This window comes from Agrobacterium sp. ST15.13.013, assembly GCF_027956525.1.
In the GTDB taxonomy this organism is placed as follows: domain Bacteria; phylum Pseudomonadota; class Alphaproteobacteria; order Rhizobiales; family Rhizobiaceae; genus Agrobacterium; species Agrobacterium salinitolerans.
In genome coordinates this window covers 17,420-35,133 of sequence record NZ_JAQKGP010000020.1, presented here as the reverse complement: position 1 = coordinate 35,133, position 17,714 = coordinate 17,420, and the positions used below count along the sequence as shown (strand labels likewise).

13 protein-coding genes are annotated in these 17,714 nt (G+C 58.8%); 7 read left to right on the top strand and 6 right to left on the bottom strand.

Translation table 11 applies throughout. The features are described 5' to 3' along the window. Positions 1–3: 3 nt before the first annotated feature. Positions 4–501, bottom strand: a complete 498-nt coding sequence (locus tag PL597_RS19085; RefSeq protein WP_271358981.1) for a Csu type fimbrial protein — start codon at positions 499–501, stop codon at positions 4–6. Positions 502–859: 358 nt separating this feature from the next. Between PL597_RS19085 and PL597_RS19080 the strand changes: the two genes are divergently transcribed. Together PL597_RS19080 and catB are read left to right on the top strand one after the other, a co-directional pair. Then, the gene (locus PL597_RS19080; RefSeq protein WP_271365996.1) at positions 860–3,649 is read left to right on the top strand and encodes a bifunctional aconitate hydratase 2/2-methylisocitrate dehydratase; all 2,790 of its coding nucleotides are present in this window, start codon (positions 860–862) and stop codon (positions 3,647–3,649) included. Between the two features lie 323 nt (positions 3,650–3,972). Next, positions 3,973–4,608 carry a type B chloramphenicol O-acetyltransferase gene (catB, locus tag PL597_RS19075; protein WP_149148087.1) on the top strand — a complete coding sequence of 212 codons (636 nt, stop codon included), beginning with the start codon at positions 3,973–3,975 and terminating at the stop codon, positions 4,606–4,608. 45 nt (positions 4,609–4,653) lie between these two features. Here the strand turns inward: catB and PL597_RS19070 are convergent, their stop codons facing one another. The 4 genes from PL597_RS19070 to PL597_RS19055 form a co-directional block, all read right to left on the bottom strand. After that, positions 4,654–6,456 (bottom strand): NAD(P)/FAD-dependent oxidoreductase, encoded by a 1,803-nt coding sequence (locus tag PL597_RS19070; protein ID WP_271365994.1) that lies wholly within the window; start codon positions 6,454–6,456, stop codon positions 4,654–4,656. A gap of 113 nt (positions 6,457–6,569) precedes the next feature. Next, positions 6,570–7,643 (bottom strand): 2,3-butanediol dehydrogenase, encoded by a 1,074-nt coding sequence (locus PL597_RS19065; protein ID WP_271365992.1) that lies wholly within the window; start codon positions 7,641–7,643, stop codon positions 6,570–6,572. Positions 7,644–7,803: 160 nt separating this feature from the next. After that, positions 7,804–9,687, bottom strand: a complete 1,884-nt coding sequence (locus tag PL597_RS19060; RefSeq protein ID WP_271365991.1) for a sigma-54-dependent Fis family transcriptional regulator — start codon at positions 9,685–9,687, stop codon at positions 7,804–7,806. Between the two features lie 150 nt (positions 9,688–9,837). Continuing rightward, positions 9,838–10,176, bottom strand: coding sequence for a tetratricopeptide repeat protein (locus tag PL597_RS19055; RefSeq protein WP_271365990.1), 339 nt, complete (start codon positions 10,174–10,176; stop codon positions 9,838–9,840). A gap of 256 nt (positions 10,177–10,432) precedes the next feature. On the opposite strand from PL597_RS19055, the gene PL597_RS19050 reads away from it, so the two are divergent. Beyond that, complete coding sequence (locus tag PL597_RS19050; RefSeq protein WP_149148083.1) at positions 10,433–11,761, top strand: putative bifunctional diguanylate cyclase/phosphodiesterase; 1,329 nt, start codon at positions 10,433–10,435, stop codon at positions 11,759–11,761. A gap of 48 nt (positions 11,762–11,809) precedes the next feature. Here PL597_RS19050 and PL597_RS19045 read toward each other — a convergent pair whose 3' ends face one another. Further along, entirely contained in the window at positions 11,810–12,889 is a 1,080-nt protein-coding gene (locus PL597_RS19045; RefSeq protein WP_149148082.1) for a LacI family DNA-binding transcriptional regulator, read from the bottom strand. Positions 12,890–13,127: 238 nt separating this feature from the next. Here PL597_RS19045 and PL597_RS19040 point away from each other — a divergent pair, with 238 nt between their 5' ends. From PL597_RS19040 to PL597_RS19025, 4 genes are all read left to right on the top strand, one after another. After that, positions 13,128–14,105, top strand: a complete 978-nt coding sequence (locus PL597_RS19040) for a substrate-binding domain-containing protein (RefSeq protein ID WP_271365988.1) — start codon at positions 13,128–13,130, stop codon at positions 14,103–14,105. A 117-nt stretch (positions 14,106–14,222) separates the two neighbouring features. Then, the gene (locus PL597_RS19035) at positions 14,223–15,713 is read left to right on the top strand and encodes a sugar ABC transporter ATP-binding protein (protein ID WP_271365987.1); all 1,491 of its coding nucleotides are present in this window, start codon (positions 14,223–14,225) and stop codon (positions 15,711–15,713) included. After that, a complete protein-coding gene (locus PL597_RS19030; RefSeq protein WP_271365986.1) occupies positions 15,706–16,722 on the top strand; it encodes an ABC transporter permease in 1,017 nt (338 codons plus the stop codon). The genes PL597_RS19035 and PL597_RS19030 overlap by 8 nt, the downstream gene beginning before the upstream one ends. Continuing rightward, the gene (locus tag PL597_RS19025; protein WP_271365984.1) at positions 16,719–17,714 is read left to right on the top strand and encodes an ABC transporter permease; all 996 of its coding nucleotides are present in this window, start codon (positions 16,719–16,721) and stop codon (positions 17,712–17,714) included. Before PL597_RS19030 ends, PL597_RS19025 begins: the two co-directional genes overlap by 4 nt.

Sequence of the window (17,714 nt, the reverse complement as noted above, 5' to 3'; positions counted from 1 at the left end):
CGATCAGTAGTTGAGCGTGGCCGTCACCGTATCGGTATAGACGCCGACCGCAGGTGTCGTCTGGGCAGGAACGCGCCCATAGACAGTGAATGTCTGCGGCGCTCCGGTTCCCGTTCCCGTTTGCCGGTCCGTTCCAACGGTGTTGCCCCACACCGTGCTATGCGCCGCACTTGTATAAAGGGAGTAGGAAATGGTCGCGCCGCCAGGCGATGTCATCAGACGGTTGGCGACCGTCGCGCCGGAGCCGGCGCCGGCGCTGAGGCCGAGACTGAAAGGGGTACTGGCCGTGCATTGCACGACAATGTCGCTGGTCGCATCGATATTGCTGCCGATCACACCATTCGTGCCGAAATCAAGGTTGCCGGCGGAATTGATCTGGCATGCGGCCTGAATGGTGATCTGGACGTTGAAATTCGTCGTGGCGACCTGCGCGACGCCGGATGCCGGGGTGAGAACCAGCGCCGCAAATGATAACAAATAGCCTGATGCTGCAAACTTCATGCTGCCTCCCCAAGCTGCTGCGCTGCCGATTTTTCGGTGTGCAACATGCAATTACGCCAATAACGGGTAATTAGAATAATCTAATATTCGTCCTGATCTGGTTAATAAATCCTTAATGTCGACGTCTGAAAAACCACTGGCTGAAATGCAGCGGACGCCACAATCAAAAGTGCCACGGCGTGATCGCAAAGCACGCGATCGGCGCTAAAACCCGTCTACGGCTTTTTTACTGAAATGCGACATCTTGTCAGCCGGCCCCGGTTGGCGTACTCGAAATCGACAGAAACCCGGGCCGATCAACAGTACCGTTCGGTGAGGCTGTGTTCGGCTCCATAGACACCATGACGTTGGGATTGCGATGAACCTTTACTTGGATTACCTGGCTGAAATCAAAAGCAGAGAACCACAGGGTCTCGCGCCCAAGCCGATCGATGACGGTGCACTGACGGCCGAGATTATCGAACTCATCAAGGATGCGGGCAGCGAGCATCGCCCTGAGGCCCTGAAATTCTTCATCTACAACACCCTGCCGGGCACCACGAGCGCCGCTGGTGTCAAGGCGGCCTTCCTGAAGCAGATCATCCTCGGCGAAGCGATCGTGCCGGAGATCACGCCTTCCTTCGCGCTGGAGCTGCTGTCGCACATGAAGGGCGGCCCATCGATCAAGGTGCTGCTCGATATCGCGCTCGGCAACAACGCTGCGATTGCCGCCCAAGCCGGTGAAGTGCTGAAGACCCAGGTCTTCCTTTACGATGCCGACATGTTCCGCCTGCGTGACGCCTACAAGGCCGGCAGCGCCATCGCCAGGGACGTTCTGGAAAGCTACGCCAGGGCCGAATTCTTCACCAAGCTTCCCGATGTCGAAGACGAGATCAAGGTCGTCACCTTCATCGCCGCCGAAGGCGATATTTCTACCGATCTTCTGTCGCCCGGCAACCAGGCGCATTCGCGGTCGGACCGCCAGCTGCACGGCCAGTGTATGATCTCGCCGGAAGCGCAGGCGCAGATCGTCGCGCTTCAGAAGCAGCACCCCGACAAGCGAGTGATGATGATCGCCGAAAAGGGTACGATGGGTGTTGGCTCGTCGCGCATGTCGGGCGTCAACAACGTGGCGCTGTGGACCGGCAAGCAGTCCAGCCCCTATGTGCCTTTCGTCAACTACGCGCCGATCGTTGCCGGCACCAACGGCATTTCACCGATTTTCGCAACCACCGTCGATGTGACCGGCGGTATCGGCATCAACCTGAAAAACTGGGTGAAGAAGCTCGGCGAAGACGGCAAGCCGATCCTCAACAATGACGGCAACCCGATCCTCGAACAGAAATATTCGGTCGAAACCGGGACCGTGTTGAAGATCGATGCCAAAAACTACAAGCTTCGTGACGAGAACGGCACTGAACTGGTGGACCTCGCCTCTTCCTTCACACCCCAGAAGATGGAGTTCATGAAGGCCGGCAGCTCCTATGCTATCGTCTTCGGCAAGAAGCTCCAGACATTCGCGGCTGAGACGCTCGGTGTCGAGGCCACTCCGGTCTTCGCGCCCAACAAGGAAATATCCATCGAAGGACAGGGCCTCACCGCGGTTGAGAAGATTTTCAACCGCAACGCCGTCGGCGTCACGCCCGGCAAGGTGCTGCACGCCGGTTCGGACGTACGCGTCAAGGTCAACATCGTCGGCTCGCAGGATACGACCGGTCTGATGACCGCGCAGGAGCTGGAAGCGATGGCGGCCACCGTCATTTCGCCGCTGGTGGACGGCGCCTATCAGTCCGGTTGCCACACGGCCTCCGTCTGGGACAAGAAGGCCCAGGCCAACACGCCGAAGCTCATGTCCTTCATGCACAATTTCGGTGTCATCACGGGTCGTGACCCGAAGGGCGTCTATCATTCCATGACGGATGTGATCCACAAGGTGCTGAACGACATCACCGTGGATGACCGGGCAATCATCATCGGCGGCGACAGCCACACCCGCATGTCGAAGGGCGTCGCCTTCGGTGCCGACTCCGGCACCGTCGCGCTGGCACTGGCAACCGGTGAAGCGACCATGCCGATCCCGCAATCGGTCAAGGTTACCTTCAAGGGCACGATGCAGCCCTATATGGACTTCCGCGACGTGGTGCATGCCACGCAGGCGCAGATGCTCCAGCAGCACGGCGACAACGTCTTCCAGGGCCGTATCATCGAAGTCCATCTCGGCACGCTGCTTGCCGACCAGGCATTCACTTTCACCGACTGGACGGCCGAAATGAAGGCCAAGGCGTCGATCTGCATTTCCGAAGACGAGACGCTGATCGAGTCGCTGGAAATAGCCAAGTCGCGCATCCAAATCATGATCGACAAGGGTATGGACAATTCTGCACAGACCCTGAAAGGTCTGATTGCTAAGGCAGATCAACGTATTGCCGAGATCCGTTCAGGTGAAGTGCCAGCCTTGAAGCCGGACGCGAATGCGAAATATTTCGCGGAAGTCGTTGTCGATCTCGATGTTATCAACGAGCCGATGATTGCCGACCCCGACGTCAACAATAACGACGTTTCCAGACGCTACACGCACGACACGATCCGCCCTGTGTCCTATTACGGCGCCGCCAAGAAGGTCGATCTCGGCTTCGTCGGCTCGTGCATGGTGCATAAGGGTGACGTGAAGATCGTTGCGCAGATGCTGCGGAACCTCGAAAAGGCCGAAGGCAAGGTCGAGTTCAAGGCGCCGCTCGTCGTCGCTGCTCCAACCTACAACATCATCGATGAGTTGAAGGCGGAAGGAGACTGGGAAATCCTCCAGAAATATTCCGGCTTCGAGTTCGATGATATCAATCCGAAGACAACGAACCGCACCGAATACGAAAACATCCTGTATCTCGAGCGTCCGGGCTGTAACCTTTGCATGGGCAACCAGGAAAAGGCGGCAAAGGGCGATACGGTTCTCGCGACGTCGACTCGCCTTTTCCAGGGCCGCGTGGTTGAAGACAGCGCCGAAAAGAAGGGTGAATCGCTCCTGGCCTCCACCCCGGTCGTCGTGCTCTCGGCCATCCTCGGCCGCACGCCGAGCATCGAGGAGTATCGTTCTGCTGTCGATGGGATCGATCTGACGAAGTTCGCTCCGCCGAAGGTAACGCCGATCGATTCCCAGTCGGTGCACTACTAAGATTGTGATCGTCGCGGGGCGCGGCTGTATGACGCCCGCGCTGGCGATGCACCAACCAACGAGAACAGCGGGGAAAAATCCCCGCTGTTTTTATGGGCCGGTGGTGTTGCGATGTAAGCGACACGAGATCGAAAACGTTTCACGGCTTGGCCGTCGCGGATTTTTGCGTTAACTAGGCTCGATGATAAAAACTTCGAGTATCACCTGCATCTAGCTCCCTCCGTTGCGTGAGGAGCATCGAGCGAAAAGCCGACAGGCTTGGCGCTTGGCGTCGGTTTGCCTTGAGGCAAGCCAGTGCGAACATATGCAGTGAGATTACCCCAATGGAAAACTACTTCGAAAGCCCGTTCCGGGGCGTCACGCTTGACAAGCAGGTCAAGAACCCAAACCTCGTGGTCGGGAAATACAGCTATTACTCCGGTTATTATCACGGCCACAGCTTTGAGGACTGCGCCCGTTATCTGTTGTCGGATGAAGGCGCGGACAGGCTGATAATCGGGAGCTTCTGTTCGATCGGTTCGGGCGCCGCCTTCATCATGGCGGGCAATCAGGGTCATCGCAACGAGTGGATCAGTACCTTCCCATTTTTCTTCATGCCCGAAGTGCCGGAGTTCGAAAACGCCGGCAACGGTTATCTGCCGGCGGGCGACACCGTCATCGGTAACGATGTCTGGATAGGCTCGGAAGCGATCATCATGCCCGGCATTACGGTTGGTGATGGCGCAGTGATCGGAACGCGGGCGCTGGTAACGAAAAATGTCGAACCTTACGCCATCGTTGGCGGCAATCCCGCAAAGACGATCCGCAAGCGGTTCGATGACGACAGTATCGCCATGCTGCTCGAGATGAGATGGTGGGATTGGCCGGCTGAGCAGTTGAAGGCTGCAATGCCGCTCATGACCAGCGGCAATGTCACGGAGCTTTATCGGTTCTGGCAATCCGATAAGTCCCAGTCGTAAAATACCCGGCCCGCCTCATCGAGTCGGGCCGGAACTCCCTTCGGGTCAGGACAGATGATGCGGCTTCTGAAGGCCGTAAACGGGTGTTTGCAGGCCCACCTGTCTCGCCTTGAGCTGGAGCGAGAGATATTGCGAATAGTGCCGCGATTGATGCAGGTTGCCACCGTGGAACCACAGTGCCTGCTGTTGTGTCGGCTTCCACATGTTGCGCTGCTCGCCTTCCCATGGGCCGGGATCCTTGGTGGTGTCAGAACCGAGGCCCCAGCATTTGCCCACCTTGTCGGCCACCTCACGCGAAATGAGATCGGCCGCCCAGCCGTTCATCGAACCATAGCCGGTCGCATAGACCACCAGATTGGCAGGAAGTTCCGTGCCGTCCTTCAGCACCACGGCATTCTCCGTCAGATGCGAGACATCCACTCCGGATTTCAGCTTGATCGAGCCGTCGATCACGAGGTCACAGGCCCCGACGTCGATATAATAACCCGATCCACGCCGCAGATATTTCATGAACAGGCCGGATTCGTCATCGCCGAAATCGAGCATGAAGCCCGCTTTCTCCAGTGCTGTATAAAAATCGGCGTCCCGTTCGCGAATGCGATCGTAAACGGGGACCTGGAATTCATGCATGATCCTGTAGGGCAGGGAGGCGAAGATAAGGTCGGCCTTGCGCGTGGTCATGCCGTTTGCCACCGCCCGCTCGGAATAGAGGTCGCCAAGACCGATATCCATCAGCGAGTCGGATTTGACGATATGGGTGGATGACCGCTGCAGCATGGTGACGTCAGCGCCAGCTTCCCAGAGCGCTGCGCAGATATCATGCGCCGAGTTGTTGGAGCCGATCACCACGACCTTCCTGCCGGCATAGGCGTCAGGACCCGGATGCTGCGAGGAGTGCTGCTGCTCGCCCTTGAAGACATCCTGTCCGGGGAATTTCGGGATATTCGCCTTGCCGGACATGCCTGTCGCCAGCACCAGCTGTTTCGGCCGCAGCACGACCTCCTTGCCGGCGCGGTCGACGACCACGGTCCATTCGCCCGTCGTCTCGTCGTATTGGGCGGACTTGCAGGTGGTGGAGCCCCAATAATTCAGCTCCATGACTTTTGTGTACATTTCCAGCCAGTCTCCCACCTTGTCCTTCGGCGTGAAGACGGGCCAGTTTTCCGGGAACGGAATATAGGGCAGGTGGTCGTACCAGACGGGGTCATGCAGGCAGAGCGACTTGTAGCGCTTGCGCCAGCTGTCGCCGGGCCGTTCAGTCTTCTCGACGATGATCGACGGCACACCGAGCTGGCGAAGCCGCGCGCCGAGCGCAATGCCGCCCTGGCCGCCGCCGATAATGACGACATAGGGCTGCTCCGAATAGCCGAGTTCGGCGGCCTCAGTCTCACGTTTTTCTTTCCAGGTCCGGCGGTTGCGGTCGTGGCCGTGCGACGCGCCCATCGGGCGGCGGATGCCCTTCGGCTCTTCGTGGCCCTTCAGTTCGCTCATGGTGGTGAGCAATGTCCAGATCAGCCCGTCCTTCAGGCGGATATGGCCGTAACCACGGGCAACCCCGGTCTCGAACTCGAACCAGCCTTCGGTGATGCCATTGCCTTCCGAGGCCTGCTCCTTCACATCCTGCACCAAGCCCGAGGGTTTGATTGCGGAAAGCTGGTTTGTCAGCATATCGCGGATCTGCTCACGTCCCTCCAGCGTTTTCAGGTTCCAGGTGAAGGTTACGAGGTCACGCCAGTAACAATCGGCCTGAAACAGGTTGACGGCCGCATATATGTCTCCATTTTCCAGCGCATTGCCGAGCTTGGAAAGAACCGTGTCGATTTTGGTGGCGGGACTGACATCAAGCATATTCATCTCCTCCATGGTGCTTGGTCTGATGGTGGAGCGGCGAAATCGCCGCCCCCGAAAGCCTGTGCCGTCGGCATAGCGGGCTCCTCTCCCGGTATGCCGAGGGAGCAGGCCTATTTCGAAAGATCGATCAGGATCTTCAGATGGGTGCCGGCGGGGTCGAGCAGGGCATCGAAGCCCTCGGACACGGCCGTATCGAGCGTGATGCGCTTGGTAACGATCTTCGTTGCTGGCAACAGGCCGGAGGCGATGAGCCGGATGACCCGTGGCCAGTAATGGGTCGGATAGGCCCATGAGCCCTTGATCTCCAGGTCGCGGAATGTCACCTGGAACCAGTCGATCGGGTTTTCGTGCGGATGCAGCCCTGTCTGGACAACAACGCCCTGTTTGCGCACGGCATCGACGCAGGCCTTGAGCGCATGTTCATTGCCCACGCATTCGATCGCGACATCGCAGCCGACCTTGCCTTCTGTCGCTGCGCGCACGATATCGCCGACATTATCGCGCTTCGGATTGATGGTAATGACGTCGGTGATTACGTTGCGGGCAAGCTCAAGGCGGGTATCATTGAGATCGGATACGAAAAGCTGCGCGGCGCCGGCAGCACGCGCGGCGAGAAGTGTGAGCATGCCGATCGGGCCTGCGCCCGTGACCAGAACGCTGCTGCCGGCGGTGACGCCGCCGCGGTCGCAGGCATAAACGGCAACGGCCGAGGGTTCGACGAGTGCGGCCTCTTCATCGGTCATCGCGTCGGGAATCTTCTGGACGTTATATTCGTTGACGAGTGCTGCCTGCGCCATGCCGCCGCCTTCCCAGCTGAGACCGACCAGCGCCAGCTGCGTGCTCAGATGAAAGAGGCCACGGTCGGCGAAATAGTCACCGGTTCGCGGCATGACGAGCGGCTGGATCGATACGCGGTCACCGACGCCAACCGAGGTGACGCCTTCGCCGATGGCCTCCACGACACCGCCGAATTCGTGACCGAGAATTTGCGGGCCGTGAGCGCCTGTAAAGGGGTGCGGTTCGGTGGGGATGAAGATCGGTCCGTAACTATATTCATGCAGATCGGTGCCGCAGATACCGACGAATCGATTGCGGACAAGAACCTGCCCCGGCCCCGGCCGTTTCGGCTCGGGAATGTCTTCAACCCGCAAGTCCCTGGCTGCATGAAATCTGAGCGCGCGCATGTTTTCTCCTCGATGGCTCCTGATGCCAGAGAAGCTGCAATGCCCGTGCCAGCGCGGTTTGCCGTGCCGGAAGCCCGAAATTGCGGGGTTTTACCAGAGTGCCGGTTTTATATGACGCCACAGCTGTGGCGCGACAGCCATGGCGCGTGCCTCACCTTTTCTAGTGAGGTTTTCCGATGCCGAGGCGTCGCATTCGCCGGTGCATCGTCGTGCGATCGATGCCGAGCCGGCGGGCGGCCTCCGAAACATTGCCGTTGCAGGCGGCCAGAAGCGCGCCGAGATCGGCGCCGCGACTGTCGATCATCGGGGCTGACGTTGCGGAGGCAAGATGATCGGGAAGGTCTTCCGCCGTAATCACCCCGTCATCGCAAAGGGCGGCGGCAAAGGCTATGGCATTGTCCAGCTCGCGGATGTTGCCGGGCCAGGAATGGCCAAGGATCAACATCCGCGCGGCGTTGGAGAGCGTCAGAGGGCGACCCGGCAGCCCATGTTTTTCCAGAAACTTATCGAGAAGCCAGGGGAAGTCATCCCGCTCGCTAAGTGCAGGCAAGGTCAACACAGCCGCATTCAGGCGATAATAGAGGTCTTGGCGGAAATCACCTGTCCGCACCATGTCGCTCAACGGGCGGTGCGAGGCAGAAATCACCCTGAAATCCACCTTCTGGGGGGTGGAGCCACCAACGGGCAGGATCTCGCCTTCGGCCAATACGCGCAATAGCCGGCTTTGCGCCGCAAACGGCATGTCGCCGATCTCGTCGAGGAAAAGTGTTCCGCCCTGCGCCTCCTCCACCAGCCCCTTGCGTCCTTTCGCCAGCGCCCCCGTGAAGGCTCCCGGCAGATAACCGAACAATTCGCTTTCGATCAGCTGTTCGGGAATGGCGGCGCAATTGACGGCGATGAAGCGGCCGGAAACGCCGCTTGTGTCATGAATGATGCGGGCGAGATGTTCTTTGCCGGTTCCGGTCTGGCCCTGCAGCAGGATAGGCAATTTTGCAGGCGCCAGTTTTTCCACCTTGCGCCTGAGGTTTCGCACCGCCGGCCCATCGCCGCCGATCTCTTCCATAACCGGCTGGAATTTCAGACGGGCAAGCGGCATGTTCGAGCGGCGCTGCTGCGGTTCGATCGCGTGCGCATAAAGTACGGTGCCGTCCTTCACGACGATGCGCCTCTCCTGCGGCAGGCTTGATCGGGTGAGGGAGGCGAGTTCATCGAAGCCGGCCTCGAAGAACTCCTCCACGCGCTCTCCGAGGAGGCGTTCCGGCATGCGCCAGTCAAGCCCGCGCGAGGCGGCGAGAAGGCGTGCGGCGGCGTGCGTCATGCCCGTGATCCGGCCGGAGCCATCGACGGAGACGGCGGCTTCGGGGTCGACATCCAGAAATTCGGGCGCGCCCGCAAAGCGCAGCACCAGATCATGGCGGCTGCTGGCCATCAGATTTGCCAGCTCGATCCTTCGCACGGTCGATGAAACCAGATGACGCGCCATGTTCTGGCTCGTCTTGAGGATGGGGGAACTTAGGAGTGAAATATCGAGCACCGCCGTCAATGCCCCCTGCGTATCGTAGATCGGGGCTGCGGTGCAGGAAAGCGGCGTATGCGTCACATCAAAATGATCGGTCTGGTGGATCGTCAGCGCTTCGCCGGTGGCGATGCAGGCGCCGACGGCGCAGGTGCCGGCACGCGGTTCCGACCATTCCGAGCCGAGGTAAAGCCCGGCCTTGCGCAGATTGTTGTTGAATGACGGGTCGCCCAGAAACTCGACCGTCACTCCCTGTTGATCCGACAGAAGAAGAACGTAATTCTGCTCAGCCACCTGCCGATACAGCCGTTCCAGGCCGGAACGGGCGATGTGGACGAGGTCTTCTGCCCGCTGACGATGCTCGCGCAGGCATGTCTCGGAAACGATGACGGCTTCTCGCGCCTTGGCCGGATCAAGCTGATAGGTATCGAGACAACGTCGCCAAGATTCTAGCACCACCGCGTCGCGGCCGGTATTTCTGCCCTGTCCGACGTGCTCTATTTCCTGGATGTGATCGGAAAAACCCATAAATCACCGGCCCTCGACGGCCGCCTCCCGTGATTTTTCTGGTGATCATAACCGGTTTTATGAAGCCTGGCTAATCTCTGGCGAATTTTTGACGGGCTGGATCTGTTGGGACGATGTTCGCCTGGCGGCGCAATTTGAGATGTATCACGATCAGCTTGGCCCATTACAGGAAACTTTCGGCAGTTGCGACCTCATCCGTCGCAGCCTCACTTCCAGCTGCCGTCTCACCTGCGCGTCGCCCTGGGCCGTGGCAACGGTGATGCCTTTTAGCCAAGCCGCCGTGGCCCCTTCATTGTCGCCCAATCGCAACAGGTTGAGGCCAAGCTCCGCCCAGGCGGCGGAATAATCCGGTTTTTGCCGGACCGCTTCCTGAAGATGCCGCACAGCTTCCGGAAATTCCCCGGAGGCTGCAAAGGACTTGGCTAGCGAAAAGCGCAGAAGCGCGCTGTCTCGGCCGCTGTTCAGAATGTTCGTCAGCTGCTGTTTCATCAAATTATCCAGGACCATTTGTCGGGTTGGGTTTGGGAGAGCAGTCGTGCCCCCCGCATCAGTCGAGGTTACGGGATACGGCCTCGAGAGTGGTTGAGGTCAACAGATATCGTTGATGAAAACTTGTCGCGTCGTATTTGGCTTTGTTTAACCGCGTCGTTTGAAAAGCCCAACCTCCGGTTTTATAGGTCTAGCTTCCTCATGGCTTTTCCAGCAAGGAGCCAGTTCGCCGTTCTTAATCGCAAGCAAGGCCAGCATGCCCCTCCAAAAAAACAAAGACCGAGAGGAATATTCACAGCATCTGCTACTTCTGTGCCGCATCGCAGCATGGCTCGGCCTTGCGCTTGGGGCGGGTTGGTTCGTGTTCTTTGCGCTGACGGGACGGTGGAATATCGCAATCAGCCTTCTTGTGCTTGGTGCAGCGGTCATTCCTTGCTGGCTGATTTGCCTGAAGGGCCATTTTTCTTGCGGTCTTATCCTCGCCCAGATCGCTTGCACCCTGTTTGTGTGCTGGTATTCGGTCTCGATCGATGTGCAGGACGCGGCAGTGCCCAGAACGACACACCTTTACCTGCTCGTCATCGTCTTCGTTGGCTATATGAATTTTCAACGCCAGCGCTCGATCTCGCAGTTCATTGTCATTTCGTCCGGTCTCATGGCTTTCGTTTTTCTGTGTGCCTCCGCTGCGAGCTTCCCTTTCCATATCTCGATCTCGCAGGAAGTGAGAAGCGTAAGCGCATGGTTCAACGGCATTTTCGCGACGGGTATGTTGTGCGGAGGCGTCGCGGCGATGCAGGCGCAATTTCGAAGCCAGACTAAAAACGCACTGGAGTTGCGGACTGCGCTTTCCAATGGGCAATTCGAACTTTTTTATCAGGCGCAGGTGCGTGCGGACGGTTCGGTGAACGGCGCAGAAGCGCTTTTGCGCTGGAACCATCCGAAACGGGGCAAGATATCACCGGCGGAATTCATTCCACTTGCCCAACGCACGGGCTTTATGCCGACAATCGGCGAATGGGTGATTGTTGAAGCTTGCAAGACCCTGGCAAGATGGCAGGAAAACGCTTCGACTCGTCACTTGACGCTTTCGATCAACATCACTGCGGATCATTTCGTGGATACGGGATTTGCCGCTCAGCTTCTCGAAGCCGTTTCGTCTAATGCAATTGACGCACGGTTACTCAAGCTGGAGTTGACCGAAAGCGTTTTTCTTTCGGATATAGACGCGGCCATCGCCAAGATGAAGCTCCTGCATCGCGCGGGGTTTGCAATCGCGCTTGATGATTTCGGAACCGGCTATTCGTCTCTCAGTTATCTTCGTCAATTGCCGTTGAAACAGCTCAAGATTGATCGCAGCTTTGTAAAGGGCGTGAGCGAAAGCGGACGTCTTTCGGCAATTACCAAAAACATTGTCAGAATGGGACACGACCTCTCTCTGGAGGTCCTTGCCGAAGGCGTGGAAACAGAGGCCGAACTGCGCATGATGTTGTCATACGGCTGCGAGTTTTTCCAGGGCTACTTTTTCGCAAGGCCCACACCACTGGAGGAGTTTGAGCAGTATGCGGCTCGCGCTCGAGTGCATTGACACACCTTTATCCCGAAATCCTGTGTTTCGGCAGCCTGAAGGCGGTCTTCATCGCGCCATGCGACGCAGTGCAACAGGGTCCCATATGTCGTCGAGCGGGCCTTCGAGAGCGGTTCTTGGGGGAATGAGCTTCGGTTCGATGGTGGTGACTTCCGGCTCGCTCCGGTTCTCTTCCAGCAGGTCGAAACCCTTTTCCAGCATCTGCGCGATATCGGGTTTGATCATATAGACCGGGAAGGGAAGGAACGATGCGAACGGGTCGTAGTCGAAGCAGCCGACAACGATGTCGCCGAAGGCTTCGCCGTCATGACGCCCCATGAAGCGAAGCAGTCCTTCGAAATTTATTGATGAGTTGACGAAGAAACAGCGGGGCAGGCGGCCTCTGCGCTCGAAGAAACGTTCAAACGCCAGCTCCGTCATATGCGGTGAATAGCCGGTGATCTCTATATCGTCTCCGCTCTCCGCCTCAAAATAAGCGGCCTTGGCGGCATGGAAGCCGTCAATACGCTCGCGGCTGGCGTGGTCGTCGTGCCCGCCGAAGAGGATGACGTCATCCGGGCCGAGAGGCCTGTCTTTCGCTGCATGGGCAAGGATCGCCGCCGTCAGTATTTCCGCGCCGTGCCTGTTGTCGGAGATGACCGAGGATGCAAATTTGCCGGGAAGGTCGATATTGACGTGGGGCAGCGACGCACGGGCGCAGACCTGGTGCACGCCATCGGGATCGGTCACGCCGGCAATGAAGAGGGCGTCGATGGAATAGGCGATGAGGGTCTCGACGGTGCGCCGTTCCTCCTCGGGGTCGCGCCGCCCGGAAACCACCATGGGCGACAGGCCGCGTTTGCGCGCCTGACCCTCGAACGTCTGCGCCATAGAGGAAAAGAACCGGTTGTCATAAACTGGAACCAGAAGCCCGACGAGGCCGGATTTCGAACTCCTCAAGCCGCGGGCTTGCAGGTTGGTGGTGTAACGTTGCGCCTTGGCAAGCGAGAGAATCTTGTCGGCAGTCTCTTCTGAAATCCGCCGCTTGCGCCACGATCCGTTCAAGACGGCACTGACCGTCGAGGCTGATGCGCCGGACAATATCGACAAGTCATAAATAGTGGCTTTCTTGGAACTTATGTCCGTCACTGTGATCTCCCCAACTGATTCCGATTATTAGAGCAGGCGTCCCCTTGACGGAAGGGAGCTTCATGATATGGTTATTGCACCATCGATTGTGCAGCTTGGCAATATCGATTGTGCAAGATGGTTGCTGTGGGAGCGGCAAGGGAGAGTCTCGAATAAGCGAGATGAGAAATTTTGAACGCGCCAGATGAAAAAATGGTCGCGGCGGGTTTCGTTTGCCGATTTTTTGAGGAGGAACATTATGAAGAAGATTATTTGTGCAGCGGTCGGTCTGTCGCTCGCGCTGCTCTCGTCCGCCGCCTTTGCCGAAGGGCCGAAGGTGGGCGTTGTCGTGAAGATCGGCGGTATTCCGTGGTTCAACGCCATGGAGGCCGGTATCAAGGAGCAGAGCAAGAAGCTCGGCGTTGACGGCTTCATGGTCGGCCCGACCAGTGCCGACCCGGCGCTGCAGGTTCGCGCCATCGAGGACCTGATCGCCCAGAAGGTCGATTTTATCGGTGTCGTGCCGAATGATGCAAAGGTGCTGGAGCCTGTGCTGAAAAAGGCCCAGGCCGCCGGTATCAAGGTCATCACCCATGAATCGCCCAAGCAGCTTGGCGCTGACTGGGATTTCGAACTCGCTTCCGCCAAGGGTTTCGGCGAAGCGCATGGCAAGCTTCTGGCGGAAAAGATGGGCGGCAAGGGTTCCTATGCCGTGTTCGTCGGCTCGCTCACCGTTCCGCTTCATAATGCCTGGGCCGATGCCGCCATCGCCTACATCAAGGCCAATTATCCGGACATGAAGCTCGTCGGTGACCGCTACGGTGTCGCCGAAGATCTCGATAAAAGCCGTTCGACCGCGCTTGACCTGATGTCCGCCAATGCTGACCTGGGTGGCTTCCTCGCCTTCGGTTCGCAGGGGCCGATCGGTGCCGGCCGCGCCGTCGAAGAGCGGCGCAAGGATGGCAAGGTCTTCGTCATCGGACCGTTCTCACCGGGGCAGGGCGCAAAGCTCATCAAATCAGGCGCGCTGACGGGGGGCTTCATGTGGAACCCGAAACAGGCCGGTGAGGTCTTCATCACGCTTGCCGACCGTATCGCCAAGGGCGAGACACCCAAGGCCGGCGACAATATCGAAGGTCTCGGTACCATCAATCCCGAAGGTAACACCATCGTCGTCGACCAGCTTTTGAAGATCGATAAGGAAAGCATCGACAAGCTCGTTTCCATGGGCCTCTGATCCTCCCCAAGGCCAAGGGCGTCGCGCGGGTGCGATACGCGCGCGACGCCTCATCTGGAAAACATGCCGAGCGCCACGTCTGCGATGCTTTCGCGGCGGAAGGAGATTTACGTTATCATGAGCGCAGAACCGCTCCTGTCCCTCAAAAATGTCAAAGTCACCTTCGGCGGCGTCCGCGCTCTGAAGGGTGTTTCTTTCGAGGTCAATCCGGGGGAAGTACATTGCCTTGCCGGCGAAAACGGCTGTGGCAAAAGCACGCTGATCAAGGTCATAACAGGCGTTTATACGCCCGAAAGCGACGCCGAACTCTATTTCGACGGCAAGCCGATAGCCGCGATGAACCCGACGCTTGCGCAATCGCTTGGCATTCAGGTGATCTGGCAGGATCTGGCGCTGTTCGATGAAATGACCGTGGCTGAAAATATCGGCTTCCAGTACGCGGTGAATGGAAAATACGGGCTGGTCGACAAACGTGCCATCGAACAGGCGGCCGAAAAGGCGCTGGCCCGGCTCGGCGTCGAGATCGACCTTGATAAGCCGCTCAAGGAACTGCCCATTGCCCAGCGTCAGATCGTGGCGATTGCCCGCGCGCTGGTCGGGGAAGCGCGGCTCGTTTTCATGGATGAACCGACCGCGTCGCTCACGCAGTCGGAAACAGATTATCTGATCGACATCGTCCGCAACCTGTCGGCCTCGGGTGTGGCGGTAGTCTTTGTCTCGCATCGCCTCGCGGAAGTGCTGGAAATTTCAGACCGCATCACGGTGCTGCGGGATGGATCGCTTGTCGGTGTCTTTCCCGTTGAAGGCATGACCCAGTCGCGGGTGACCGAGCTTATGACCGGGCGCAATTTCGACAGCGCCGTCATTGCCGCCGATCATGATGACATGCCCGTCGTTCTTTCCGTGCGCGGGCTGAGCCGTGCCGGCGAGTTCGAGGATGTTTCGTTCGATCTGCGGCGGGGAGAAACGCTCGGCATAACCGGTCTTCTGGGAGCCGGCCGCACGGAACTGGCCTTGACCCTGTTCGGCATGCATCGGGCGCAGTCGGGTGAAATCCTCATCGATGGAAAGAAGGTGGATTTGCATTCCAACCGCGATGCGATCCGGGCGGGCGTTGCCTATCTTTCCGAAGACCGGCTTTCGCTTGGTCTGAACCAGCCGCAATCCATCGCCGACAATCTCGTCATGGCCTCGCTCGACCGCTTGTTGAGCGGCGGCCTGATATCACCGTCAAAAAAGGCGGATGTCGTTTCTCGCTGGATTTCGGCGCTCGGCGTCAAGATCGGCCTGCCGGAAGATCCGATCCGCACGCTTTCGGGCGGCAACCAGCAGCGTGTGGCGATTGCCAAATGGCTGGCCATCGGCCCGAAAATCCTCATCCTCGATGCGCCGACGGTGGGGGTCGATGTCGGCGCCCGCGCCGGTATCTTCGAAATCGTCCGCAAGCTTGCCGCAGAAGGTCTCTCGATCATCGTGATCTCCGACGAAGCGCCGGAAGTTTATTTCAATACAGACAGGGTCATCCACATGGTCGAAGGCCGGTTCCACGCCACCTATGATCCGCGATGCCTGTCGCTTGCCGAACTGGAGGCCGCCATCTATGCGTAGGCTCATCCTCGGACATACGACCGAATTCACCCTGCTTGTGGTCATGGTGCTGCTCTGCACGGGACTGTCATTCGCCACCGACCGGTTCCTCACCATCTCCAATGCCTTCGATGTGCTGAATGTCTCGGCGGTCAACATCATCTTTGCGGTCGGCCTGCTCGTGGTGCTGATCTCTGGTGGTATTGACATCTCCTTCGCGGTCGCGGCCTCCGTCGTCCAATATGTGACGGTGCTGGCGCTCAATGCGCTCGGCGGCGGAAACTGGGCGGAAGGTTTTATCATTGCCGGTGCGGTCGGCCTTAGTCTCGGTTTCGTCAACGCCTTCCTCGTCTGGCGGCTGAACATCATCTCAATCGTCGCGACCATCTCCACCTTCAACATCTTCTTCGGGCTGTTGATGTTCTTCACCAAGGGCGTGTCGATCTACGACCTGCCGGAATGGCTGTCGACGCGGGTGGTATTTTATGAGCGTGAAATGTCCGATGGTTCCTGGGTAGAGCTGACGCTGCCAGTCGTTGTGATGATCCTCTGCTGCCTCGCCACCTGGTTCATGATGTCGCGCACCACTGTCGGTCGCAAACTCTATGCCTTCGGCGATAACCCGGAAGGCGCACGTCGCTTCGGCATCAATATCGGCGCCATGCACTACATTTCCTTTGGCTGGCTCGGCCTGATGGCGGGCATTGCCGGGCTCATGCAGGCGCATTACGCACAGGAAGTGGTGCCGAACGCGCTTTATGGCCGCGAGTTGGATGTTCTGGCGGCCACCGTGCTCGGCGGCGCGCGGCTCGGCGGCGGCAAGGGCTCGGTCATCGGCTGTGTGCTCGGCGTGCTGATGGTGTCGATTACCCAGAACGGCCTCAACCTGATGGGCGTTTCTCCCTTTGCCTTCAAGATGATCGTGGGCGCCATCATTCTCGTCGCCATCACACTCTCTTCCACCCGCTTCGACAAGCTGCTGCCGCGTACCCTTCGCACATCCACGAAAAAGGGGAGCGCCCAGCGATGAACAGTCTCATTCGGAAATTCAACGCAATTTTGGGTGCCGACATGGCCGGGCCGGTGATTGCCTTCATCGCGGTTGTGCTCATCTTCGGTCTGTTTGCCGATAACTTCCTTTCGCTCGCGACATTCGGGTCGGTCGCCTTCCAATTGCCGGAACTCGGCCTGCTCACGCTGGCGATGCTGCTGCCGCTTCTGACGGGCGGCATCAATCTGTCCGTCACCTTCGCCGCCAATCTGTCAGGTCTTGCCGCAGCCTGGGTATTGCAGGCCCATGGCGGGGTGGATGCGCCGCCGAGTGCATTCCTGTTCGCCTGCCTTGCCGCACTTGTCACCGGCGGCGCTGCCGGCGCGATGACGGGGGCGGCAATCGCTTATACCCGGGCGCACCCCATTCTGGTGACGTTGTCGATGATGATCTTTCTGCGCGGCCTTGGCGAGTTTCTCACCCGTGGAGGAGACGTTTCCGGTTTCCCCGCTTATATGGCGCCGCTCGGTCACGGGACGCTTCTCGGCCTGCCGGTCCCGCTTCTGATTTTCATCGTCTGCGTCGGCCTCTGGCATGTGCTGCTGACGCGCACCAAGCTAGGTTTCGGCCTGTTGATGATCGGCTCGAACATCGAATCCGCGCGCTATTCGGGCCTTAATACACGCAAGATCCAGGTTCTCGTCTACACGCTCTCGGGCCTGATGTGCGCGGTTGCCGGCATCATCATGCTTGCCCGTTTCAACTCCGTGCGTGTTGGCCACGGGGAATCCTATCTGCTGATCACGGTGCTGGCGGCATTCCTCGGCGGCATCAATCCGTTCGGCGGTTTCGGTCGGGTGCTGCCGGTTTTCGTCGCGCTCATTGTTCTCCAACTCCTGTCGTCGGGCCTCAATCTTCTCGGCGCCAACCAGCATCTGGCAACGGCGCTCTGGGGTGTGCTGATGATTGTCGTCATGGCGGCGCGCGGCCTGTTTTCAAGCTACTTCGCATCTCTCAGAAAGAAGGTATGA